The 23,451-nt window shown below is 49.1% G+C and carries 20 protein-coding genes; 11 read left to right on the forward strand and 9 right to left on the reverse strand.

All coding sequences use genetic code 11. The annotated features are described in order from the left end of the window. Window positions 1-46: 46 nt before the first annotated feature. From AC1S52_RS23975 to rpsU, 3 genes are all read left to right on the forward strand, one after another. On the forward strand, window positions 47-2,341 hold the full coding sequence (locus tag AC1S52_RS23975) for a RelA/SpoT family protein (RefSeq protein ID WP_482031560.1): 2,295 nt from the start codon (window positions 47-49) through the stop codon (window positions 2,339-2,341). Window positions 2,342-2,714: 373 nt separating this feature from the next. Then, window positions 2,715-4,007, forward strand: a complete 1,293-nt coding sequence (locus tag AC1S52_RS23980; protein ID WP_482031561.1) for a hypothetical protein — start codon at window positions 2,715-2,717, stop codon at window positions 4,005-4,007. 286 nt (window positions 4,008-4,293) lie between these two features. Then, window positions 4,294-4,473, forward strand: a complete 180-nt coding sequence (gene rpsU / locus AC1S52_RS23985) for a 30S ribosomal protein S21 (RefSeq protein WP_009556054.1) — start codon at window positions 4,294-4,296, stop codon at window positions 4,471-4,473. A 290-nt stretch (window positions 4,474-4,763) separates the two neighbouring features. On the opposite strand, the gene AC1S52_RS23990 is transcribed toward rpsU, so the two are convergent. Together AC1S52_RS23990 and AC1S52_RS23995 are read right to left on the reverse strand one after the other, a co-directional pair. After that, window positions 4,764-5,114 carry a hypothetical protein gene (locus tag AC1S52_RS23990; protein ID WP_482031562.1) on the reverse strand — a complete coding sequence of 117 codons (351 nt, stop codon included), beginning with the start codon at window positions 5,112-5,114 and terminating at the stop codon, window positions 4,764-4,766. A gap of 367 nt (window positions 5,115-5,481) precedes the next feature. Further along, entirely contained in the window at window positions 5,482-5,850 is a 369-nt protein-coding gene (locus AC1S52_RS23995; protein WP_482031563.1) for a YccF domain-containing protein, read from the reverse strand. A 94-nt stretch (window positions 5,851-5,944) separates the two neighbouring features. On the opposite strand from AC1S52_RS23995, the gene AC1S52_RS24000 reads away from it, so the two are divergent. After that, on the forward strand, window positions 5,945-6,250 hold the full coding sequence (locus tag AC1S52_RS24000) for a DUF3493 domain-containing protein (protein ID WP_482031564.1): 306 nt from the start codon (window positions 5,945-5,947) through the stop codon (window positions 6,248-6,250). 129 nt (window positions 6,251-6,379) lie between these two features. Next, the gene (mgtE, locus tag AC1S52_RS24005; RefSeq protein WP_482031565.1) at window positions 6,380-7,753 is read left to right on the forward strand and encodes a magnesium transporter; all 1,374 of its coding nucleotides are present in this window, start codon (window positions 6,380-6,382) and stop codon (window positions 7,751-7,753) included. 98 nt (window positions 7,754-7,851) lie between these two features. On the opposite strand, the gene AC1S52_RS24010 is transcribed toward mgtE, so the two are convergent. From AC1S52_RS24010 to AC1S52_RS24025, 4 genes are all read right to left on the reverse strand, one after another. Further along, window positions 7,852-8,850 carry a DUF389 domain-containing protein gene (locus AC1S52_RS24010; RefSeq protein ID WP_482031566.1) on the reverse strand — a complete coding sequence of 333 codons (999 nt, stop codon included), beginning with the start codon at window positions 8,848-8,850 and terminating at the stop codon, window positions 7,852-7,854. A 167-nt stretch (window positions 8,851-9,017) separates the two neighbouring features. Then, on the reverse strand, window positions 9,018-10,052 hold the full coding sequence (locus tag AC1S52_RS24015) for an AI-2E family transporter (protein ID WP_482031567.1): 1,035 nt from the start codon (window positions 10,050-10,052) through the stop codon (window positions 9,018-9,020). A 131-nt stretch (window positions 10,053-10,183) separates the two neighbouring features. Continuing rightward, complete coding sequence (ggt, locus tag AC1S52_RS24020; protein ID WP_482031568.1) at window positions 10,184-11,989, reverse strand: gamma-glutamyltransferase; 1,806 nt, start codon at window positions 11,987-11,989, stop codon at window positions 10,184-10,186. Window positions 11,990-12,172: 183 nt separating this feature from the next. Beyond that, a complete protein-coding gene (locus AC1S52_RS24025) occupies window positions 12,173-14,119 on the reverse strand; it encodes an ABC-F family ATP-binding cassette domain-containing protein (protein WP_482031569.1) in 1,947 nt (648 codons plus the stop codon). Between the two features lie 420 nt (window positions 14,120-14,539). Here AC1S52_RS24025 and AC1S52_RS24030 point away from each other — a divergent pair, with 420 nt between their 5' ends. After that, window positions 14,540-14,893, forward strand: coding sequence for a hypothetical protein (locus AC1S52_RS24030; RefSeq protein WP_482031570.1), 354 nt, complete (start codon window positions 14,540-14,542; stop codon window positions 14,891-14,893). Between the two features lie 588 nt (window positions 14,894-15,481). On the opposite strand, the gene AC1S52_RS24035 is transcribed toward AC1S52_RS24030, so the two are convergent. Continuing rightward, complete coding sequence (locus AC1S52_RS24035) at window positions 15,482-15,796, reverse strand: hypothetical protein (RefSeq protein ID WP_482031571.1); 315 nt, start codon at window positions 15,794-15,796, stop codon at window positions 15,482-15,484. A 177-nt stretch (window positions 15,797-15,973) separates the two neighbouring features. Between AC1S52_RS24035 and AC1S52_RS24040 the strand changes: the two genes are divergently transcribed. The 5 genes from AC1S52_RS24040 (at window position 15,974) to glcD (ending at window position 20,600) form a co-directional block, all read left to right on the forward strand. Then, on the forward strand, window positions 15,974-16,489 hold the full coding sequence (locus AC1S52_RS24040; RefSeq protein WP_482031572.1) for an adenine phosphoribosyltransferase: 516 nt from the start codon (window positions 15,974-15,976) through the stop codon (window positions 16,487-16,489). 268 nt (window positions 16,490-16,757) lie between these two features. Next, the gene (locus tag AC1S52_RS24045; protein ID WP_482031573.1) at window positions 16,758-17,867 is read left to right on the forward strand and encodes an ABC transporter permease; all 1,110 of its coding nucleotides are present in this window, start codon (window positions 16,758-16,760) and stop codon (window positions 17,865-17,867) included. A gap of 38 nt (window positions 17,868-17,905) precedes the next feature. Next, window positions 17,906-18,220, forward strand: coding sequence for a hypothetical protein (locus AC1S52_RS24050; protein WP_482031574.1), 315 nt, complete (start codon window positions 17,906-17,908; stop codon window positions 18,218-18,220). Between the two features lie 433 nt (window positions 18,221-18,653). After that, entirely contained in the window at window positions 18,654-18,947 is a 294-nt protein-coding gene (locus AC1S52_RS24055) for a hypothetical protein (RefSeq protein ID WP_482031575.1), read from the forward strand. Window positions 18,948-19,130: 183 nt separating this feature from the next. After that, window positions 19,131-20,600 carry a glycolate oxidase subunit GlcD gene (glcD, locus tag AC1S52_RS24060; RefSeq protein WP_482031576.1) on the forward strand — a complete coding sequence of 490 codons (1,470 nt, stop codon included), beginning with the start codon at window positions 19,131-19,133 and terminating at the stop codon, window positions 20,598-20,600. Window positions 20,601-20,642: 42 nt separating this feature from the next. On the opposite strand, the gene AC1S52_RS24065 is transcribed toward glcD, so the two are convergent. After that, a complete protein-coding gene (locus AC1S52_RS24065; protein WP_482031577.1) occupies window positions 20,643-21,524 on the reverse strand; it encodes a pentapeptide repeat-containing protein in 882 nt (293 codons plus the stop codon). Continuing rightward, window positions 21,521-23,254, reverse strand: coding sequence for an apolipoprotein N-acyltransferase (lnt, locus tag AC1S52_RS24070; protein ID WP_482031578.1), 1,734 nt, complete (start codon window positions 23,252-23,254; stop codon window positions 21,521-21,523). The genes AC1S52_RS24065 and lnt overlap by 4 nt, the downstream gene beginning before the upstream one ends. Window positions 23,255-23,451: the final 197 nt, after the last annotated feature.

Genomic DNA, 23,451 nt, shown 5'->3' on the forward strand with positions numbered 1-23,451 from the left:
CCAATACATCTTTTACTGAGCCTTTCACCTCCATTAGCTGTGCCGCATGAATCTAGCAGCTTCCGTATCATCTATTGAGCCAGCATCTGCCGTCGAGTTTGTCGTTCCCGACTGGCTGCGGGACTGTTTGATTACTCGTCAATCACCCAATGGCGAAGCTGGCACTGATGCGATTAAGGATGCCAACCTGATCTGTCAGGCATTTGAATTTGCCTACACTCTGCATGAAGGACAATACCGGGCATCCGGTGAACCTTACATCATTCATCCGGTTGCAGTTGCTGGCTTGCTGCGCGATCTGGGTGGAGGTAGTGCCATGATTGCTGCTGGGTTTCTACATGATGTGGTGGAAGACACCAATGTTACCGCCGAGCAGTTGCAGGAGCAGTTTGGTGAGGAAGTCCGGTTACTGGTTGAAGGAGTTACCAAGCTTTCCAAGTTCAACTTTTCTAGTAAAACCGAGCGTCAAGCCGAAAACTTCCGCCGCATGTTCCTGGCAATGGCACAGGATATCCGCGTCATTGTTGTGAAGCTCGCCGATCGCCTCCATAACATGAGGACATTGGAATACCTGTCCGATCAAAAGCGCCGTCAGATTGCGCTTGAAACTAGAGAGATTTTTGCACCCCTGGCAAATCGGCTGGGGATCGGTCGGTTTAAGTGGGAACTGGAAGATCTGGCATTCAAATATTTAGAACCCGAATCCTATCGAGAAATTCAAGAACTGGTCGCCGAAAAGCGGGCTGATCGGGAAGACCGGTTGACCCAAATTGCTGAAACCTTAAAGCAACGGTTAACCAAAATAGGCATTCACTGTTTTGAAATTAGCGGGCGTCCCAAACATCTTTATGGGATTTACCAGAAGATGCAGCGCCAGCAAAAGGGTTACAACGAAATCTATGACGTTGCTGCCGTCCGAATAATCGTCGGTGCAAACGATGAATGCTACCGCGCCCTTGCCGTAGTTCATGATATGTTTCGCCCAATTCCGGGTCGCTTCAAAGACTACATTGGGTTGCCCAAGCCCAATCGCTACCAATCCCTGCATACGGTTGTGATGGGTAACACGGGCAAACCTCTGGAAGTGCAGATTCGCACGCTGGAAATGCACCATATTGCGGAGTATGGGATTGCCGCCCACTGGAAATACAAAGAGGCGGGCAGTTCCAATGTCCAAATGACCACGACCGACGAAAAATTTACCTGGTTGCGTCAACTATTGGACTGGCAGAATGACCTGAAAGATGCTCAGGAATATCTGGAAAATGTCAAAGATGATTTATTTGATGGGGATGTGTATGTTTTCACCCCCAATGGCGATGTGGTTCCGCTCAGTCGAGGGGCAACTCCCGTTGACTTTGCCTACCGAATTCATACCGAAGTTGGCAACCACTGCGCTGGAGCACGGGTTAACGAACGCATGGTTACACTCGACACTCCCCTAAAAAATGGGGACATTGTTGAAATCATTACGCAGAAAAACTCCCGTCCTAGCCTTGATTGGCTTAACTTTGTTGTCACTCCAGGTGCCCGCAACCGGATTCGCCAGTGGTACAAGCGCTCTAACCGCGAGGAAAATGTTGCTCGTGGTCGAGAAATGTTGGAGCGCGATCTGGGCAAAAATGGGTTTGAAGCGTTGCTCAAGTCGGCTCCCATGCTGGCAACGGCAGAGCGGTGTAACTATCACAGTGTAGAAGACCTGCTGGCAGCCCTGGGGTACGGCGAGATCACTCTAAACCTGACCCTCAATCGCCTGCGGGAAGCAGTTAAGGCACAGCAGCCGATTGTGAAATCCCCAGAAGGGGTGAGTGCCGATGCTCAGGTGATCCCACTGCTTCCCTCCATTGCTAAACCAACCCCGGTACATCCCACCAATAAATCTCCCATTATTGGGGTTGAGGGGTTGCTCTATCATATTGCGGGCTGTTGTACGCCGGTTCCCGGTGAACCGATTATTGGAGCGGTAACTCGCGGACGTGGAATTTCTATCCACCGTCAGGGTTGCCCCAATGTTGAGCAAATACCGGGCGATCGCCTCGTCCCCGTCCATTGGAACTCAACTGAAAAAGAGAGTGGGCGCCCTCAAACCTATCCAGTCGATATCCAGATCGAGGTGATTGACCGGGTTGGGGTGTTGAAAGATATTTTGTCTCGCCTGACCGACAATAACATTAATGTTCGCAATGCCCAGGTCAAGACCTATCCTGACCAGACCGCGATCATCGATTTAGGGATTGACATTCGGGATCACGACCAACTAGAACTTACCTTTGCTCAAGTCAAAAAGCTCAGTGACGTTTTGAATCTGCGTCGCCTAAGCCAGATTGACTCAAATCAATAGTATTTGTCTCAGCCCAGACTGTGTTATATTTTTAACATTAATCTACTGAGTAATCTATTTACTTGCTGAAATACAAAATTCCCATCATGGCTGGGTAAATTCCTGATAAGATGTGAGCGCACCGGCAAAGGGCAGTTTAGCCAGAAATTACATGTGTGGGACTAAATCTCGTGATTTAGGTCACAGTCGTTAATTTGATCCTTCTGATAGGATTTAGGATGACATCTTATCTAAATCTTTCTAGAGATAGATGGAAATTTAAATTTTTTGAGATCTTCACACCTTTGTGTAAGGCTAGAAAGTTGAGTTGATGACCAATGTCAAACTGGAAGCATTCATACACTAATTTTCAGGTTTGGGAGTTCTAGACGCCGTGAGTACCTGGACATCCCACTACAATCGAAAAGTTGACCAGGAGGAGCAGCAGCTTTACGATCATCTCCTTGATCTGGTTCAGAGTGAACTTCCCAGTCAGTTGATTGGTCGCTTTCGTGCGTTATTTATTGATGGGGTTGGCTATTCTGATAGTGAGATCTCAGCGGCTCTGGATAGAATTGCGGCTTCTAAAGCTGCCGATCAGGAATTTCAGTACGTCCTCAATCGTTGTTGTCACATCTTAATTAATCGCTGGCAAACTCGACCTCAGCTTCAGGTCGCTATTCCTGAGCTGATTTCTGTGTTTGAGTCAACCCCAGGTCGTCAGATCACAGAGTATTCTCGCTCTCGCTCAGTCAGACGGCTGCGGGAGCTGGTCAAAAAATTTGTTGAAAGTGAGCAGTATGTTGTTCTGCGTCGCTTAGCCCAGGTGATGGCTCACTCTAGTGAGACCATCGGAATCCCAGGGAGTGAACCACTGGGATCCCTGATTCGGCGCTATCCCTACCTCTATGAACATTGTCTGCTGTCCGAAGGAAGTACCTATGAGCACCAGCAGACGATCAAGCAGCTTCAGGCAAGGGCACAGCGCCAGTATGAGATTGATTTATCCCAGTATGTGACCTACCAGGTACGGCGATCGCAGATTGCTAAAACAGCTTCGCCTCAAGCAGCCAACCGAATTATTCAGCCAGTAAAAAATCCCACCCTGTTAAGCGATCGCGAACTGTGTAGCGCGATTAAGCAGTTCGCCGGGCGATCGCAAAACTCCTCTACCTATCGGGATATGGCACAACGCTTTCTAACTCATAGCAGCCAGGTTCAATCTTTCCAATCGTTTAAGGATGACCTTTACGAATATATGCTCGCCTCGGTTGACCCAGAATATGGTAAGCGACAGTTCAATAATCAGCTCTATATTCAGTTAAGGAATACCTTACCGGAAAGCGATTCCCAGAAGGTGAATGATTTCCTGGTTGTTAGAACGTGCAGCCAGCTTTTGAACTTCTTAGTGGTTGAAAGCCCTCAAAGACCTCAGCACTATGTCTTTGTTGACCTTATTTCTAACATTGGTCCCACACTTGCAACTGGGTTGCTGCTCAAAATCATTTTGATTTGTCGTAAGGTGAAGCCCTATCTGGAGAAGCGGTTCTCTATTCTGTTTAATCACTATGAGTTGAGTACCCGCGATGCTGTACAGTGGCTTGTCCAGGCGATGGAAAATCTAAATGTAGCGCTAAGTACAAACTTTAGTACTATTGATCTTTCTTTCATCAACCAAATTGCCTAGGAATGGAGCTTAAATCCATTTGAGGATTGGGTAAGGAGGTTGATCGATATTGCACCTGGTCGATGATGCCATTGTAAAAACCACCGGGATAGTTTGCTAAAGGAATGGTTGAATTACCCTGTAATGTGCCAGGAGTGGAGCTGTGTAAAATTGAGCGGGTTCTAGGTTAGACTAAAAAAGCCTGTTTTTGAAGCTATTTTGTGCGTTTTTGCCTTCAGCATAGACAATTCCAACAGGCTACAGAGTTCGTTTCTATTGCAGTCGTTTTTTGGAGAGAGTAGTAAGGATGACCCAGGTAGTTCTTGGTGAAAACGAAGGAATTGATTCGGCACTACGTCGTTTTAAGCGACAGGTTTCCAAAGCAGGGATCTTGGCGGATCTAAGATCTCATCGACATTTTGAAACGCCTTTGGAGAAGCGGAAGCGGAAGGCAATTGTAGCTCGCCGTAAAAGACGATATAACTGAAACTTTGTTCAACCTTTCTATAAGAGAAGAATTTATGGCGTTTTAATTAGTGCAGTTGATGTCAGTCACTGGGGGATCACATTAAAAAAGAGCAGGTTTTGCCTGCTCTTTTTTAATGGATTGGTTGTAGGTTGAAGTTACAGGTGATGACCCTTCTAAGAGGATGTTTGAAGAGTATCCACTGTTAGACTGTCGCTTGCTTCCAGCAGAGTACAAAGGGAAAGTAGATTGTTGGCATGAACGTTCTTCCCACAAAGTTGCATTGTGCAAGAAAGCGCAACCTACTTGAGCTACTTGTCAGTCTTGTTTTGAGCTTTGTCCAATGCCCGCTCAATATACTCTTGAGGAGTCGTTGCGCTGCTGTTGGAAGGACGCTTCATGTTTTCAATGCCAGCCGTACCTTGTACTTCATTCAAGCCTCCTTCACCAGTCCTTTTTTGAACTTCTTTTAAAGACTGGGGCGCATCTTGGAGGGTATCTTGTGCTTTCTTGGTAAAGACCTTTGCAGCTTGACCTTCCTGGGTTGTAGACCGATCAGAACCAGCGAATGCAGGACTGGTATATGAGAAGATTAGCAGTGCACACGTGAAAATAACTAATAGAAAACGAAAAGGTTTTAGAACTGTTGTGATGAGTTTCATAACAAACTTCTCCAGAATTTTGCCATTATCAATGCAATTGTGGAAACCCTTGAAACTTTTGCTTGGGCTCTAACAAGACTGATCAATCAAGACTAATTAAAAAGTCGTTGTTAGCGCTAACAAGTGTAAAGGTCCTATGGTTTTTCCACTAAGCGTCAGATAAGAATTTTGCCTGACATTTGCTATTTACTCAAAAAGAGCGCCCCTTTCACATCTACATACCGACCGAATTCGCAAATGGGTTCAGGCTTTTTTATCTCTCAAAAGACTGACAAGGTTAATCTCTCCTAAGAGAGATGCTTCAGCCATACATCGTCTGAGCGTTACTTTTGCCGGGTGATTGAGGACTAATTACGGGATGGACCGATCAAACGAAATCTCGACCAAAGGGAAGCAGAGCAAGGATCATTAGCTTGAAATGTTGTCTGCCGAAGGGTAAACCAACAATAGTAATTGCCAGAATAATTCCCCAAAGCAAATGGTTGAGGGCGATTTCCCAACCGAAAAACACAATCCAAATAACATTGAAAATCATAGTTAGGAGGCTGTCAGCATTTGGCTTTTCCACAACCTCTCTACCGAACGGAGTCAGCGTCGCAATTCCTATCTGAATTGCTTTAATTCCAAAGGGGATGCCAATGATGGTGAGGCAAATTGCAAAACCGCCCACAATATAGCCGATGCCACTGAGCAAACCACCAAACACTAACCAGATAATGTTTCCCAGCAGACTCATGCACTCCCTCCGGAAACGACATCAACGACATCAGACAACGGTAAGATGACAGAATGTCAGACTACACCTGTGACAGGGTCTATTATAGAGTCCAATGACTGAACCTTCATCAGGCGATCGCCCACCCGTTTTCACTTCTAAAAAATTAGACCAATCAAAAGACCGTGAACTCTATGCCCGTCTGAAAGCAGAAGCTGCTGCCCCTTATCGGGGCTTACGACAGTTTATTTATGTCGCTTTTGGGGTTTCTGGTCTTATCGGCGTATTCATTTTTCTGACTCAGGTTCTCGCCGGTCGTGAAGTGGATGGTGCTTTACCGAATTTGGCACTCCAGCTTGGCATTGTGGCTCTCATGGTCTGGCTATTTCGGATCGATGGACGGGATCGACATCAGCGATGAGTAGCGGTGATGACTAATCGGCAATTGTTCTTGAAAACCGCTGTCACTTTTCATTCACCTTTACAATGGAGCCTGGAATAGGGATAGGTCATCAAGTGAAGTAAATACTGGGTTTGGGGGCGGCAAAAGATGACTTCACAGACAGGTTCGCGGCAGGACTTTCAAGAACAAATCAGATTGGAACTGCAAACGTTGTTAGAGCAGAAACAATTTGATGGAGCAAAGGCAATGCTTGCGCCAATGCAACCTGCGGATATTGCAGATGTGATTGAAGCGCTGCCAGACGCGATGCAGGCGATCGCCTTCCGATTGCTGGCAAAAGATGAAGCGATCGAAGTTTACGAGTACCTTCAACCAAAAGTACAGCAGACATTACTGGAAGATTTTAAGCACCCAGAAGTGCTGGAAATTCTGGATCAGATGTCACCGGATGATCGGGTGCGGCTATTTGATGAACTTCCGGCTAAAGTTGTTCGCCAGCTTTTCCTCCGCCTCAGTCCCACGGAACGGGATGCAACGGCTCTGCTATTAGGGTATGCATCGGGCACTGCCGGACGCATCATGACCTCAGAGTTTGTTACCTTGCGGGAAACGCTCTCCGTCAACCAGGCACTAGAACATATTCGGCAGTTGGCAAATGCGGCAGAAACAATCTATACGCTTTATGTCGTCGATGGGTCCCGGCATTTAATTGGCACTCTGTCCCTGCGGAATCTGGTCACAGCCTCCCCTGAACAAACCATTCAAGAATTGATGGATACGGATGTCATTTTCGTTTATACGAACACGGATCAGGAAGAGGTGGCACAGTTAATCCAGCATTACGACTTTCTGGCAGTTCCCGTGGTTGATACTGAACAACGACTGGTTGGGATTGTCACGGTCGATGACGTGCTGGATGTGATTGAGCAGGAAACAACGGAAGACATCTACACCGGAGGCGGGGTGCAAACGGTGGGAGATGATTATTTCCAGACGAATCTGCTGGCAGTGGCTCGAAAACGGGTTTTTTGGCTGCTGATCCTGTTGCTCACCAATACGGGCACGACTGCCGTGATTCGCAATCAGGAAGATATTTTGGAGCAGGTCGTAGCACTGACATTTTTTATCCCGTTGTTGATTGGTGCTGGGGGCAATGTAGGGGCACAGTCTTCGACCGTGGTGATTCGGGGATTAAATACAAATGAAGTGCATCTGAGTAATGCTTTCAATATTGTCGGACGAGAAGCGCTGGCTGGAGCCTTATTGGGCACCATGCTGGGCGTAGTTGTGACATTCTGGGCTTATTTTTTGCAGGGGGATTGGGGGGTGGCGGTCTCGGTGGGAATCAGTTTAGTTGCCATTTCCATGCTGGCTTCGGTTGCAGGGGCGGCATTACCGTTTCTGTTTAAGGCGTTGAAACTTGACCCGGCACTCATGTCTGCACCATTTATCACGACAGCCGTGGACGTTCTAGGGGTTTTCATTTATCTCTCGGTGGCAAGGGCGATTCTACAGTTGTAAAGGTTAGAAGGATTTGTAGCAGGTGTCAGGAGACGGGGACAGGAGTTGGAAAAGAGGCATGGTTTGCCTGTCATTGTGTTCTAACCTTCTGGCACCTGCTAAGGAATGGCGTTCTCTCGGCGGATTTCTTCTACCTGCCCAACTACAAAAATTAGGGTAAAGGGTTGCCCCATCTCTCGGTCCAGGAAATCTTCTAGTAATTGCACCTGCCTGGGAGTTACGGGTTCCCTGGCACGGACATTCAGCCGCACCTCTGGGGGAGTGGTTAACCAGTTCGTCTGACTGCTGAGGAACTCCAGGCGTTGGAAGGTAACGGTACGGCTGAGTAGTGCCTGCCGCAGACTGGCTTCTAGCTGTGCCTGACGCACTAACCGAGCAAAACTAAACCCCAGGGGAATTAGCAAGACAGCGGTGAAGCCCAATGCCCAAGTCAGGGCTTTACGGGCACGGCGGAAGGGAGTAAAGCCTGCCAACAAAAAAGTCACCATGCAAGATAGGGTAATGCCTAATAGATTGGTCAGGTAGAGGAGTGTGGCTCCCAGTCCAAGCCTCATATCTCCCTGAGACAACCCCAACCCAATGACGCAAATAGGCGGCATGAGGGCAACGGCGATCGCGGTTCCTGCCAGACTACCGGAAATTTTGGGCTGCACTCTAGCATAGCCACTGATGAAACCCGCCGAGACTGCAATACCTAAATCCAACAGGTTGGGACTGGACCGTGCCAACACTTCACTGCCAAAGCCAGGAATGCCAACCATCACACCTAGCCCCCAGGCAAGGGCGATCGCCAGCAGCGTCCCAACCGCCACTGAAATCAAACCCTGACGAAACAGTAAAACATTCCCTTCCAGTGCGCCAAACGCTAATCCCCGGATTGGTAGCATCAAGGGGGCGATGATCATTGCACCAATAATCACGGCTGCACTATTTGCTAACAAGCCAAAGGTTGCAATGGCGCAAGAGCCGAGAATTAAAATCAGGTAGGACAGGTCAGTAGTCGATTCAGCCAGCAGGTCTTGTTGAAGCTGCTGCAACTGCTCAGGCGTTACTTCTTTCCTTCTCAAGCGCTTAAAGTAATTACGAACTCTTAGCAAGTCCCTTTTCCTCCCAGTTGCTAGACATTTTGCCTGAGTCCAATATATTTCTTTAGAGTATCGAGCATGGGACTTTGACATGAGCATTCGACCTGACTGCTCAATTTTCTTTACTCTAAACGGCTCCTTCTGTACCCCGTTTCCCTACCCCTTACTCTGTCTACGCCCTACTCTCCTTTCATTTCATCAATCTCAAACAGGTTGACCAGGGTTCCTGTGATCGGAACGGATAGAAAGACTCCAAATAATCCTGCGACTTTAGCTCCTACCAGCAGTGCAAAAAACATGACCACGGGATTGATATTGATAGATCCTTGCATGACGCGAGGCATCAGAAGATTTTCCTCAATCTGCTGAAGCAAAATACAGATTAATAACACCTTCAAACTCAACCAGATTCCCTGGGGCAAAATAATTAAACAGACCAGGCTAATCCCTAAGGTGGCACCAATACCGGGAATCAGATCAAATACACCTGCGATCGCTGCCAGAACCAATGCATAGGGAACTTGAAAAAACAAAAACACAATAAAAGCAGAAAGACCAAAGAAGATCGAAAGTAACAATCTTCCCCAAAAGAATCCTAAAAAATTCCGCTTAACGGTGATCGTAATTTTATCCCGTAGATTGGGGGGAAACAGCCGAGTAAATAATCGCCAGAGCCTGCTGCCATCTAGCAGCATGAAAAAGGCAACTACAGCAATAATAATTAAATCCAACACACTGGTTAGCACTTGCTGAAACAAGGCAAAGCTCATGCTGATCCCGATCCATGCCTGTTCTCTCAGTTGTGCTTCGATCGCCGTCAAATCGAGTTGAAAGTTACGCTCATGCAGCCATTCTTCAAGCCCTCCTAGCCAGGAAATAGCGTAGTTCAGAAAATCAGGTGCCTTATCGAGTAATTGTTGCCCCTGGGAAAGGGTAGAAATGCCAAGCGTTGCCGCCAACCCCATGAACATTGCCAGGGCAAGCAGAAAAACGACTCCCACTGCCCAGGCGCGGGGTAAAAAACGTTGTACCCAGCACACAGGGTAATTCAACAAAAACGCCAGAATCGCCGCAATGCTAAAGATGATAATGACGGTTTGAAAGTATGCTAAAACCTGCACGATCGCCCACCCCAGAGCAAACAGGAGGAGATAGCGAACCAGGCGGGAGCTATTGAAGCGATCGATCCAGGGCTGTGCTGGAGGGTTACTCATAAAAGGGCTGCGCTGCCAATAAACTGAAATCTTTGGGATATCTTGAATAGACTTCTTCCAGCAGGTTTTGGCAACTACCGTGAGAGGGAATGCTGTTACTACCGAGCCTGAAAACTCAATGCAATTCCAAATTAAAATCCATAAGCGGTGCCCTCGCCTCGGGGGTCGGTTGCGCCTTCTAGCCAGCCGTCGGCAGTGCGAACAATGGCATTGGCGTTGCCCCAGGTGCCCCCTTCCTGGATCGCATGACCACGACGACGCAGTTCTGCCAGGGTTAATGGGTCAAAGCCCCACGGCTCTATGCGGAGACGGTCAGGCAACCACTGGTGATGCAGACGACGGGTGGCGATCGCCATTTTTACATCCATTTCATAGACCAGCACATTCAGCATGACTTGCAACACCGTGGTAATGATGGTGCTGCCGCCGGGAGCACCCATCACCAGCCGCAGCTTGTCACCCTCCGTCACAATCGTTGGGGTCATGCTGGAAAGCGGTGTTTTGCCAGGGGCGATCGTGTTAGCCTCCCCACCAACTAAGCCAAAGGCATTGGGTACACCGGGGGCAGCCACAAAATCATCCATCTCGTTGTTCAGCACAATGCCGGTACCGGGAACGACCACGCCCGCTCCAAACCCCAGATTGACCGTAAACGTGAGGCTGACTGCATTTCCTTCACCGTCCACCACATTCAGATGACTGGTATCGGCAGACTCCTTCTTTAGGACTCTTGAACGGACAGAAAGGTCAGGTTGTAACCTGGTTTCGCCCGACAGTTTTTGTAGCAGTTCTGGCTCTCCTGGCTTGACCGCACTGGCAGGACGAGCTTTCTGGGGATGAATTTCCTGGCGGCGTAATTGGGCGTAGGCTGGACTAATCAGAGCTTTAACCGGAACCTGAACAAAATCAGGATCGCCCAGGTAGGTAGCGCGATCGGCATAGGCAATTTTCATCACCTCCACCAGTAAATGCAGCGCATCGGGATGATGCCAGCCCATCGCCTTCAAATCCGCAGCCCCGATCAGGTTAAGCATTTGCAGCAGATGAACCCCACCGGAAGAGGGCGGCGGCATGGAACAAACCTGATAGACCCGGAAACTACCGCAGACTGGCTCACGCCAGATGGGGCGGTAGCGCTTCAGGTCCTCCTGGGTAATTAGTCCACCATTGGTCGCCATGGCGCGGACGATCGCTTCTCCCACGTTCCCGGTATAAAAACTTTGGGGATTCTGGGCAATTGCCTGGAGTGTTTGAGCTAAATCGTTCTGAACCAGCACATCCCCTGGCTGTAAAGGATAGCCATTCCGGGTGAAAATTTTACGGGCTGCCGGGTTTTGGCGCAAAGTTTCCTGCCGTGCGATCGCCGTTGACAATCGGGTACTCACTGGAAACCCCTCCTTTGCCAACCGAACGGCAGGATCTACCACTTGCTGCCAGTCAAGCGTGCCATAGCGCTGATGGACTTCATGCAGTCCGGCGATCGTTCCCGGTACTGCAACTGCCAGATAGCCATCTACACTAGCATTAGGGCGTACCTTTCCCTGGGCATCCAGGTAGAGATCCCGCGTGGCTTTTAATGGTGCCCGCTCTCGAAAGTCCAGTGCCCGGATCTCCCCGGTCTTGCCCGATCGCAACAACAGAAAACCACCCCCACCAATTCCGGCAGAAAACGGCTCTACAACCGAAATTGCCAGGGTTGTAGCCACAGCCGCATCCACTGCATTGCCTCCCTTTTGCAAAATGGTCAGCCCTGTTTCACTGGCAGCAGAGTGGGCAGAAGTCACCATGCCACGTTTGCCGCGATCGGGATAAGTTGCTGCCTGGGAATTCTGGGTGAGCGGCGGCAGAACCGACAGGCTGAAAAGAATTAAGGAAATTGAAAAGCGTTTGATCAGACACACAGAAGGCATAGCAGACATAGAAGGGATAGCAGACATAGGGAGGAATATCAGAAATCCAGCGATCGCGATTGAACTATAGCGATTCTCAGACGAGTACAGTACAAACGAATGCCGAAACCGCTTACTGAGTAAGGCGTTTGACCGTACACACCGATGGGAATTGCTATAAACTACCAGCCAGCGATCGCTGATTAAGGAATTTCAAAAATAATCGTCATTCTAAGATCCTCGCTCAGCCAGTTCTAACCAGCGTTCAGTTGCGGTGTCGATCGCCTGACTTAACTCCGCCAAACGCTCAGTCAGCTTCTGCATTTCGGTGAAGCCACCCGATGGATTACTGTAAAGCAACTTCTCAAGGGATTCCTTTTCTGTCTCCATCTCAGGGATTTGAGTCTCCAGCAATTCGTATTCCCGCTTTTCCTTAAAGGACAGCTTTTTCGCAGCCTGAGCTTTGAGGTTTGTTGCCCCCTGTCCCCCTGCTCCTCCGCTCCCCTGCTCCTCCGCTCCCCTGCTCCTCCGCTCCCCTGCCTCTCCGCTCCTCTGCCCCTCCGCCCCCTCTTCCGCCGCTTTATAGTCCAAATACACGGAGTAGTTGCCGGGATACTGGCGCAGATTGCCATCCGGTTCAAAGGCAAAAATGGTTTCAACGGTGCGATCCAGAAAGTAGCGATCGTGGGAAACCGCAATGACACAACCATTAAAATCTTCCAGGTATTCTTCTAGAACTGCCAGGGTTTGCACATCCAGGTCATTAGTCGGTTCGTCCAGAATCAGCACATTAGGCGCACTCATCAACATGCGCAGCAGAAACAACCGCCGTCGCTCACCGCCAGACAGTTTTTGAATCGGTGCATACTGCTGGCTGGGTGGAAACAGGAAACGCTCCAACATTTGGGAAGCGGTAATGATACTGCCATCGGAGGTTTTCACCAGTTCTGCAACGTCCTTCAAATAATCAATCACCCGCTGATTTTCGTTGAGTGTGAGGTCATTGGAGTGTTGGTCAAAGTAGCCAATATGAATCGTAGAGCCAATTTCAACGGTGCCGGAGTCTGGTTGCACCCGTCCCGTAATGATATCCATCAGGGTTGATTTACCGGCACCATTGCTGCCAATAATACCGACTCGGTCTTCCGGGTTGAAGGTATAGGTGAAATCTTTGATCAGGGTGCGATCGCCGTAAGCTTTGCCAATATTGGCTAACTCAATTACTTTCTTGCCGATACGCCGACCCGCCGTCGAAATTTCAACCTTACCCAGGGTTTGCTTAAATTCCTGGGACTGCATATCCCGAATCCGATCAATCCGGGCTTTTTGTTTAGTACTGCGGGCTTTGGGTCCTCGCTTCAACCATTCCAACTCCCGGCGCAATACGCCTGAGTGTTTACGCTGAGTGCTGGCAGCAGATTCTTCTGCCTCTGCTTTTTTCTCCAGGTAGTAGGCATAGTTGCCTGCATAGGGATAAAGATCGGCGCGATCTATTTCTAGAATGCGGTTGGTGACCCGATCCAGAAAGTAGCGATCGTGGGTAATCAGCAACAACGCCCCCCGGAAGCGATTGAGATAGCTCTGGAGCCACTCAACCGAGAGCGCGTCCAGATGGTTAGTTGGCTCATCCATTAACAACACATCGGGGTCTGAAAGCAGGGCTGTGGCAAGGGCAATTCGCTTGCGATACCCCCCAGAGAGACTGCCAATTCTGGCATCAAAATCCTGAATGCCTAACTTGCTCAAAATCACTTTAGCGTTGGTTTCCAGTTCCCATGCGCCCAGGGTGTCAATTCGCTGAGACACACTGGATAGTTGTGCCATCAACGTCTGGGCATCTCCCTGTTTGTGGGCTAACTGGTGAGAGAGTGCTTCATACTCCCGTACCAGGGCCATTTGCTCACCGCTATCGGCAAAGATCTGTTCCAGCACGGTGCGGTTTTCGTCCACATCCGGTTGCTGGGGCAGGTAAACGATTTTGGCTCCCGAATTAATCCAAAGTTCACCACTGTCAATTGGCTCTAATCCAGCAATCATCTTCAGCAGGGTAGATTTGCCCGAACCATTGGTGCCAATTAATCCAACTTTGTCCCCTTCATCCAGGCTAAAGCTGGCATCCCGCAGGATTTCCTTAATACCAAAGTCTTTGTGGAGCGATCGCAGCGTAAACAGAGCCATAGGATACTGGGTTATTACGACCCCTAATCTTTACCGCCCCTAGTCTAACGCTGCTTCAGAAAGATACCCAGAATTTCCCCACTAAAGATTTTCCCATTAAAAAATCCCTGATATCTGTCCGTGTTGCGATACCAGGGATTTCTTAATTCAATTTTAACTCCTCACACGTCCTATAATCTTCCCTCACCCCAAATTAGGACATACTTCCTATGACAGATCTTGAACTGGACGTTATGGGTGATGGGGTACTGGGTACTGGGTAATCAGTGATAAATACTGCGATGTTCCCACGGATACACCCTGAAGCCTTTAGAAGTCCCCACCGCTCCTGTTTAAGCTACGACTTCTGTTAGAGGAAACCAACAACTTTTACAAATAACCTTGGATGGACAGTTTGAGATTACATCAACGGAGATCCAAATGACAGAACTCATTTCTCAAGTATTCACTCGTATCAGTTCCTTCTTTAACCAATTCCAGATCAAGCAAGTTTTGGCGGTTGCTTTGGTTGGTTTTATGTTGATGACAACCAATGCCAATCCCGATTTCAACAACAAAGCCTTAGGTCAAAAAGTCCGCGAACGTGCTCATCAGACTACTGAAGGTCAGCGCCCTAGAACAACGGGTGAGTGGCAGAAAGAAGCCAGTGAAGATGCTCCCTTGAATGAGCGAATCCAGCAAATTACAGAGGATTCGGCAGAAGCGTTCAAGCAATGGGGTAAGCAGTACCCAGATACTGCTCGCAGAAGCACTCGCGAACTGCAAAACGACTAACGAACTTAGCGATCGCGGCTAAAGGTTACAAGCTGCTTATGGCAGCAGCTATCTCCAGAGATTAGCCTTAGTTTCTAAGCTGCACTGTGTACTACCCTGTACTATTCAGTGCAGCTTTCTCGTGCCAGGCATTCAAAGCGACTGGCTAAAAAGATTGGTCAGTCAATCAACCCTCAAACTCCGAATCCTCTAGCAGAAAAATTTGAAGATATTATGAGGATAGGTAGTTCCCTCGTCATTTGTACAAATTGACAGCAGTACCGTAGAATTGCCCACGGTACCCCTCGATTGGGATGTTTACTTTAATTGAGGTCGTAGGGCATGGGTGATGGGTAACAGGCTCAAAGCCATCGCTTATGAACAGCCCTTTGCTGGCAATTGAGTTACCTACCCACAATAGGGACGATTAAGCATAGTCTTGATCGTCCCTATTCTGTATCTTGGCTGCCGCCCGCGATCTCAGGAGTCAGGGGTAGGGTTAGGTAGATAGAGGGTGAGAGTTGGGGAAACTGGGGCAGTTGGGGGCCAGCACTCAAAACTCACCACTCGAAACTCAACCCTCAAAACTCACTGCCACTTCCCCTCTCCTCAGCTTAATTTGTGAGCCATTTGGGTTGAACACAATCGATCAATCGCCTGGTCTGCGCTGATCAGTCGTTTCAAAACAACCTGACCGATATTTTGACTGGCTCGGTCCAGTTGAGCCGGGTCAGTGGGCTTCACTTCCACCATCAGCACGGCTTCCTCAACCCGGTAAAGCCATAGCTTTTCGCCATTCTCCCAGATGCACAGGTCTAGCTGGGAAATTGCTGGTTCGCGTCGCCAAGCTGCCTCGTTCCATAGCCCGCCCAGTTCCCAAACCCTGCCGACCGTCCACCCATCGGATAGAAAAAAGTACTTCACAGATCGTTTAAAGCCTTAAAACCATTTGCTTACCACACTGTACGCGATCGCAAAAATTCTGTTTGTCAAACTTGTTAGATTGCTTACACATAAGTTCAACTTAGACGGTATCTTTGATGAAGTTCCTACCTTTAACATACAAAGGTAGAAAATTTAACCCTCCTTTGCGCTAAATTCATGGACATTAAGGCTCTAATTCGCGAAATCCCAGATTTCCCCAAACCGGGAATTAACTTCAAAGATATCACAACCCTCCTGCGCGACCCGGAAGGGCTGCAATACACCATTGATTTAATGGCAGAAAAATGTGCTTCTCTGGAAGCCGATTTCGTGATTGGGATGGAGTCCCGTGGATTTATTTTTGGTGCGCCTCTGGCATGTAAGCTGGGAGCCGGTTTTATCCCCGTCCGTAAACCGGGTAAACTTCCAGCAGCCGTTCATTCTGTGGAGTATCAGTTAGAGTACGGCATGGATCGCCTGGAGGTGCATCAAGATGCCCTGCACCCACCAGAAAGCAAAATTTTAATTGTCGATGATGTAATTGCGACGGGGGGCACCGCCGGGGCAACTGCCAAACTGGTTCAGCAAACGGATTGTACTTTAGTTGGGTTCGCGTTTGTAATTGAGCTAACCGCCCTGAATGGTCGTAAAAATCTTCCCGACGCACCCATCATCACCCTGGTGGAGTATTAATTGGGTGGTGTGAGTTCGGTAATGAGTTAAGGGGGTTAGGGGGCAGAGGTCAGGCTTCGATCTGGGTGCTTGGGCACTCAGCCGAACGATCTCACGAATGGACGGCGGATTGCGTCAGGCTCTACTAGAATCGATGCAACAAAGCCTATCTGAATCGAGCCAAAATCTACTTACCCAGCCCTACTCCGCACTCTGACTCCGCACTCCCTAATTCACACTCCCCACTCCCCCACCCGATCTGAAGCTCATTTAACTTTCATTCCTTAAAATGACCACCTCCAATCAGAGCAGATTAGAAGTTGGGCTAGACTCGCTGGTAGCATTCTTTACTAGCGATACATTTGCCTACATCGTCAAACGAGTGTTGCAAGGGCTGCTGACCCTGCTTCTGGCATCTATTCTGTCTTTTGTCGTGATTCAACTTGCCCCAGGAGACTATCTGGATACCCTCCGAGAAAACCCCAAAATTTCACCGGAACGGATTCAACAACTTAGTCAGCAATTCGGACTGGACTGCACCTGGGCAGAGGAATATGTGGCGGGCTTTAATGGACCGGGCTGGTTGGCGACTGCAATGTGTTGGGCACGGCAGTATACTCGCTGGCTGTGGCAGGTGGTGACTCAAGGCAATTTTGGCACCAGCTTTGTTTACCAACGTTCCGTTGCCTCTCTACTGTGGGAACGGGTACCTGCAACCTTGCTGATGGCGCTCGTCTCCCTATTTTTTACCTGGGCGATCGCCCTCCCCCTCGGAATAATTGGCGCTGTGAACCAAAATCGCCTGATGGATCGGGTTTTGCGCGTCATTAGCTACATTGGGCAAGGGTTCCCCAGCTTTATCGCGGCATTGATGCTGTTAATCCTGGCACAAAATACCGCGCCCCTTTTTCCAGTGGGCGATATGACCAGCATCGACCATGCTGACTTGAACCCGATCGGCAAAATTCTGGATATTGGCTGGCATCTGATTCTTCCGACTATTGCCCTTAGTATCACCAGCTTTGCCGGACTTCAACGGATCACCCGTGGTCAACTCCTAGATGTTCTGCGCCAGGACTATATTCAAACTGCCCGTGCCAAAGGGCTACCCGAAAATAAGGTAATTTACGTCCATGCTCTGCGAAATGCCGTTAATCCTCTGATTACCTTGCTGGGGTTTGAATTCGCCAGTCTGCTCAGCGGTGCTTTTATTACAGAGTATTTCTTTAACTGGCCCGGTTTAGGGCGCTTGATTCTCCAGGCAATGCAGGCACAGGACCTTTACCTGGTGATGGCAAGTTTGATGATGGGCGCGGTCATGTTGATTGTTGGAAACCTTCTGGCAGATCTATTGTTGAAAGTAGTTGATCCACGAATCAAACTCGAAAATATAGGCTAGTTAGTTAGTCGCTAGAAACCCTTCATGCCTTCCGATTCATGTATTCTCAAGCTTATTACCTGGTGCGCTCAAAGATAGATGGCAGCTATCTCGTTGCCCATCCCAACCGCAATGCTGAGGCAACAGAGCCAGCTCAGAACCCAGGTTACTTGCTGGTATTTTCTGAGCACTATGACGCTTTGAGTTACCTGAATACGCATGGAGCAGAGGTTGCTGACCGCTTTGGGGTAGAGTCAGTGCCTAGTCATCAAGTAGAAGGATTGCTCAAACGCTGGGGACTGGCAGGGATTGGTGTGGTTCAAGATCCCCTGATTCCCAGAGTCGAGTTTTTAACTCGTCAAACATTTCATTAAGGCTTCATCACTCCTCTGGTTGCATTCACTGAGCCTTAACCAACTAGAACCCAAAGTACAGTAAATTTACAGATATATCGATTCAACTTCTATAGCGAACCATCTATGGGATTCCACGAAGATAGTTCACCCGGTAAAGCCAGATCCTGCCAGTCAATGTTGATTAGACGGAACATTTCTGGTAAAGTCCTTCTTTACTGAGGAAGAATTTATTTTTTGGGAGTTTCCTACTCTCTATCTTCGAAGTTGGCAGCAGGGATATTTCTGAAATATTCCTGCTGCTGCTCGAAAACAACGCCTCAGGTTTTGAATAGGACCTGAGACGGGTCAAACCCTTATCCTTTAACCTTCCAATCTGCTAATTTTGGGTGCATCAAGTCGTAAATCATTGGTTGCCAAGTCCCCAATAACAACCTGAATTGTGAGGAAACTTATGAAGCTAAGATCCAATATTGCTCGTAAGCTGCTTCCTGCCGTTGCTCCCATTATTGTCGGTTCTCCTCTGGTGGCATTACCCGGTCTGGCTGCAAGCCCATCATTCTTCAATGAATCAGTATCTGTCCGTTCTGTAGTGCCAGGAAGTCTGTTCCTTGCCAACTATGGACCCAGCAGCAGCGAGATAGATGACGCACCTAAAGCCCTTGACCCGGTGTTAATCCTGTTTGGAGTGTCACTGGTAGTTGGTGCAGTTTCTCTATACATTTACACTCAACCCGATATTAAGTAGGAAAGCCATTAGGGGATAGGATTCAAAGAAACGCTGCGTAGCCAGTGCCATAGGTAGTGCTGAATAGCTGTATGAATTGAAAGTCTTCAATTCACACAACTCTCAATTCATACCCAAAATCAGCCACACCAGTGCTATACAGTAGTAGTACGGAGAGTATTTGAGTCCTATCCAGGCAAAGCTATGATTGCACAGGACACACAGCGGGACTGGCTGTCCATCATTAGCCAGTTTGGGGCGATCGTCGGTGAGAACCATGTTGTTCGCCGAAAAGAAGAACTGCTGGTTTACGAATGCGATGGGTTGACCAGCTACCGCAACCGTCCGACTCTAGTGGTGCTGCCCCGGACAACGGAAGAAGTGGCGGCGGTGGTGGAGGTGTGCGATCGCCACCAGATTCCTTTTGTCGCCCGTGGTTCGGGCACGGGTCTATCGGGTGGCGCTTTACCAACCGATGACTGCGTTCTCATCGTCACCTCACTGATGAAGCGAATCCTGGATGTTGACCTGGAAAATCAGCGGATTGTCGTGCAGCCAGGAGTGATTAACAACTGGGTCACTCAGGCAGTGAGTGGAGCCGGTTTCTACTATGCCCCCGACCCTTCCAGCCAGATCATCTGCTCCGTGGGAGGCAATGTGGCAGAGAATTCGGGTGGAGTTCATTGTCTTAAATACGGTGTTACCACAAATCATGTGTTGGGACTTAAGCTGGTGTTGCCAGATGGCTCCATTGTGGAGGTGGGTGGGACCATTCCCGAAATGCCCGGTTACGACCTGACGGGTTTATTTGTGGGTTCTGAAGGCACCCTCGGCATTGCAACTGAAATTACGCTCAAGATTTTAAAAACGCCGGAATCTATTCGGGTTCTACTAGCAGACTTTACCAGTGTTGAAGCGGCGGGAGCGACGGTTTCCGACATCATCAGGGCAGGGATTATTCCCGGCGGCATGGAGATGATGGACAACTTCAGCATTAACGCCGTAGAAGATGTAGTCTGCACGAATTGTTATCCCCGTGATGCCGCAGCCATCCTGCTGGTCGAAGTGGATGGGCTGGAGGTGGAAGCCGACGAAAATAGCAAACGAGTTGAGTCCATTTGCTACCAGAACGGTGCCCGTCATGTGCGGGTTGCAACCGATCCAGAAGAGCGGCTAACCCTTTGGAAAGGACGCAAAGCTGCCTTTGCCGCGATGGGAAAAATTAGCCCGGACTATTACGTGCAGGATGGCGTAATTCCCCGTACCAAGCTGGAGTATGTGTTGGGTGAAATCGAAGCACTGGGCGAAAAGCATGGCTACCGGGTTGCCAATGTCTTCCATGCTGGCGATGGAAATCTGCATCCTTTAATCCTGTACAACAATGCGGTTCCTGGAGCACTGGAGCAGGTGGAAGAACTCGGTGGGGCAATTCTTAAACTTTGTGTAGCGGTGGGGGGCAGCATCTCTGGTGAACACGGCATCGGTGCAGACAAGCGCTGCTACATGCCAGAGATGTTTACCGAAGCGGATTTGGAGACGATGAAATGGGTCCGTCAAGTTTTTGACCCGCAGGGTATTGCTAATCCGGGCAAAATCTTTCCAACTCCCCGCACCTGTGGGGAAGCAGCTAGGGCGGAAGCGGCAAAGCAGTTTGAAGGGGTTGAGCGGTTTTAAGGCAATGGTAGGTAGTGGTAGTTTACTCATCTAAAAATCGCCTTATGGGTCTGACTTGAGGCTAAGTTCTCGCCAGTAGGATGGTTCGTGAACCGCCTGATCCCAAAACCGAGCCGATTTAATCTGTCCCAGGGTCAAATTTTTAGTTTGCCTCAGATCCGCGCAACTCACGTCAGCATCCGTGAGGTTAGCCCCTTTGAGATTGGTATGGCGGAGGTCAGCATCCATCAGGTTTGCTTCCATCAAGTCAGCATCGACTAAATTGCAATGGCTGAGATCAGCAAGCCCTAAAATTGCACAGCTAAGGTCAGCATCCATCAAGTTTGCCCCCCGCAGATTAGCATCAATCAAATTTGCGTGACTAAGATTTGTATGGCTCAAATCGGCATCCATCAGGTTCGCCCGAACAAGGTCAGCATCGCTGAGGTCAGCACAGGTAAGGATGGCTCCCTGTAGGTTTATCGCTTGCAGGCGGGCACCCGGAAGATGGATGCCTCTCAAGGAAACACCATCCTGGTTGAGATCTTGAAGGGCTTGAATGCGTGCATAACTGGTTGAAACCTTGGCGGCGGCGGCGTGATCAATTACCTGCCAGGCTTCATAATGCTTCTGCGCCTTACGTCCAGGTGCTTCCTTAAAGAAGGAAATCACTGCCGCCACAATGGCGATCGACTCCGCATGTTCAAAGAGTACCTTGATGGCATCTCGAAATGATCGAATCGTGTCCGCTTCTAGCCAAAGGGCAATGATCGCTAGGATAATCACCGCACCTGTCGCAAATAGCCAGGTTGGAATTTGCTGAAGCAGCTTTTCTACATGATTGAAAGTCTCTTTGTGTTTCATGGTACTTTCAGCCAAAGATGCTTTGCTGACCCCCGTGATATCCAGATTAACTTCGGTGATGTAACTGGCTTCGTCATTCATACATTACGTTCTTTCTTTGCCAACGACTTTTTTTTGTAGAGATCACTCAACCAGCTAACTACCGCCATTCCTACCAGGAGCGGGGTTAGCCAATCGCCCCAACGCACATAAAATGTCTGGTTTTGACGGCGATAAACTCTTTCGGCATGGATTTCATAGGCGTGGGGCTGAGAGCGCCAAATGACTCTGCCATGAGGGTCGATGATGCCAGAGTAACCCGTATTCGTTGCCCGGATTGCCCAGCGATCGGTTTCAATTGCCCGCATTAAGTCTTGCGCCTGATGTTGTGCCATCAGTACCTCGCTGTAGGGGTCGAGGTTAGATGCGGTCAGGATAAACTGCCCACCCTCGGCTGCCTGTGCCCGGAAAAGTGCCGGAAAGGCAGACTCATAGCAAATGCTGGCGATCGCCCGCCCAAAAGGAGTATCAAACCGTTGGGCAGAGGTGCCTGGCACCATATCGGCTTCAATCGGCGAGAGACGATTAATCAACCCTCCCAGCACTTCCCGAAAGGGAACATATTCTCCTAAAGGCACCAACTTAATCTTGTGATACTGGCTATAGGTCTCGCCTTTGCCAGTTAGAGTCAACAGGCTCTGAGTTATTTTTCCATCATCAGTCGTAAACGTTCCTAACCAGGCAACTACTCCCTGATTCACGACCGCCTGATAAAAAGCATTCTCTTGCTTGTCTTTCTCATCCCACAGCACAGGTAGTGCCCCTTCTGGAGTTAACACCGCATCAACGCCCTGCTCTGCCAGCAATGTGTAGCCATTGACATAGCCTTGAATTGCACGCCGTACACCCACTGGCGAAAGTTTAATCCGAGTTGGCACATTGCCCTGAACGACTCCAACGTTCAAAGCCATTTGTTCAGAATCAATCAGTGGCTGACTGTAAAGTCCAAAACCAATCAGGTGTAGCGAAATTATGAGAAAAGCAGCCGTTACCAGAAAGATATAAGGTGGGGGAATGTGAGCCTGGGCATCAAAATCTTTCCATGCCCTCGTTCCATCGCTTCCCCGCATTTTCCCTGTGCCCTCTGGTTTCTTGAGGAACTGCTCACTAGCGACCCGGTAACCAATCCAGCCTTCTGCTAACAACCCATTTACCGCTACGATCGCCGCCGTCACCACAGAAGGACCGGAAAGTTGCCCCAGATGAAGAATTGCCAGGTTTCCTGGACTTTGGGTATAGGAGAGCGATGTCCAGTAGAGAGAACCCAGGCTCCACAACCACTCCAGTCCACACCAGAGGGCAGTAGCGAAAAGGATACGGGTAAAGGGAGGTGGAAGAGTGGAAGGAGCCAGGGGGAAAGGGGTAAATTTTTTAACTGCCCATGCCCAAATGACTACTAATCCTGCGCCCCACAGGGTAATGAATGCCCAGCAAAAGAAAGTCACTGCCACACTGGCTAACCAGGACATCCCTAGCCAGGTCAGGGGGTGAAGTCCGGTAATCCAGGAAAGGGCTAAGCCATGATAGCCAATGCCCCAAGCGAGAGGCAGGGTAAAGAATCTGGGTCGTACAGTGGGAGATGTAGCGCGATCGCGGAAAACTAGCCCCCAGAGAGGGACCAAGGCAACCCATGCCAGGGGAAAGGCATTCAGAGGGGCAGTTGCCAGTGCCATTAAAATCCCACCGCTCAAGGCGATCGCCAAAAGCAGTAAAGGACTTTCACCCAGCCCAATGGGTCGTATATCCGGTATGAAGGAAAACGTTTTGGGCATACAGAACACTATAGCCAGTTAGATATTGTTATAGTTCTCAGTGATTGGTCATTGGTCATTGGTCATTGGTCAACCGATTACCCATCACCACTCTTAACTTTCAACGCTCAACTTTTCCCTTTCTCTAACAACTAACAACCAACAATTAACAACCCCTCCCTCCTCCCCCCTCACCCTCCCATAAAAAAAGCGCCCCC

Source organism: Kovacikia sp. CALU 1929 (assembly GCF_056784235.1).

Bases quoted from the DNA above. Each gene is read 5' to 3' on its own strand.
- AC1S52_RS23975 (WP_482031560.1), top strand. From the start codon at position 47: ATGAATCTAGCAGCTTCCGTATCATCTATTGAGCCAGCATCTGCCGTC.
- rpsU (WP_009556054.1), top strand. From the start codon at position 4,294: ATGACCCAGGTAGTTCTTGGTGAAAACGAAGGAATTGATTCGGCACTA.
- AC1S52_RS23990 (WP_482031562.1), bottom strand. From the start codon at position 5,114: ATGAAACTCATCACAACAGTTCTAAAACCTTTTCGTTTTCTATTAGTT.
- AC1S52_RS23995 (WP_482031563.1), bottom strand. From the start codon at position 5,850: ATGAGTCTGCTGGGAAACATTATCTGGTTAGTGTTTGGTGGTTTGCTC.
- AC1S52_RS24000 (WP_482031564.1), top strand. From the start codon at position 5,945: ATGACTGAACCTTCATCAGGCGATCGCCCACCCGTTTTCACTTCTAAA.
- mgtE (WP_482031565.1), top strand. From the start codon at position 6,380: ATGACTTCACAGACAGGTTCGCGGCAGGACTTTCAAGAACAAATCAGA.
- AC1S52_RS24015 (WP_482031567.1), bottom strand. From the start codon at position 10,052: ATGAGTAACCCTCCAGCACAGCCCTGGATCGATCGCTTCAATAGCTCC.
- ggt (WP_482031568.1), bottom strand. From the start codon at position 11,989: ATGTCTGCTATCCCTTCTATGTCTGCTATGCCTTCTGTGTGTCTGATC.
- AC1S52_RS24025 (WP_482031569.1), bottom strand. From the start codon at position 14,119: ATGGCTCTGTTTACGCTGCGATCGCTCCACAAAGACTTTGGTATTAAG.
- AC1S52_RS24030 (WP_482031570.1), top strand. From the start codon at position 14,540: ATGACAGAACTCATTTCTCAAGTATTCACTCGTATCAGTTCCTTCTTT.
- AC1S52_RS24040 (WP_482031572.1), top strand. From the start codon at position 15,974: ATGGACATTAAGGCTCTAATTCGCGAAATCCCAGATTTCCCCAAACCG.
- AC1S52_RS24045 (WP_482031573.1), top strand. From the start codon at position 16,758: ATGACCACCTCCAATCAGAGCAGATTAGAAGTTGGGCTAGACTCGCTG.
- AC1S52_RS24050 (WP_482031574.1), top strand. From the start codon at position 17,906: ATGTATTCTCAAGCTTATTACCTGGTGCGCTCAAAGATAGATGGCAGC.
- AC1S52_RS24055 (WP_482031575.1), top strand. From the start codon at position 18,654: ATGAAGCTAAGATCCAATATTGCTCGTAAGCTGCTTCCTGCCGTTGCT.
- glcD (WP_482031576.1), top strand. From the start codon at position 19,131: ATGATTGCACAGGACACACAGCGGGACTGGCTGTCCATCATTAGCCAG.
- AC1S52_RS24065 (WP_482031577.1), bottom strand. From the start codon at position 21,524: ATGAATGACGAAGCCAGTTACATCACCGAAGTTAATCTGGATATCACG.
- lnt (WP_482031578.1), bottom strand. From the start codon at position 23,254: ATGCCCAAAACGTTTTCCTTCATACCGGATATACGACCCATTGGGCTG.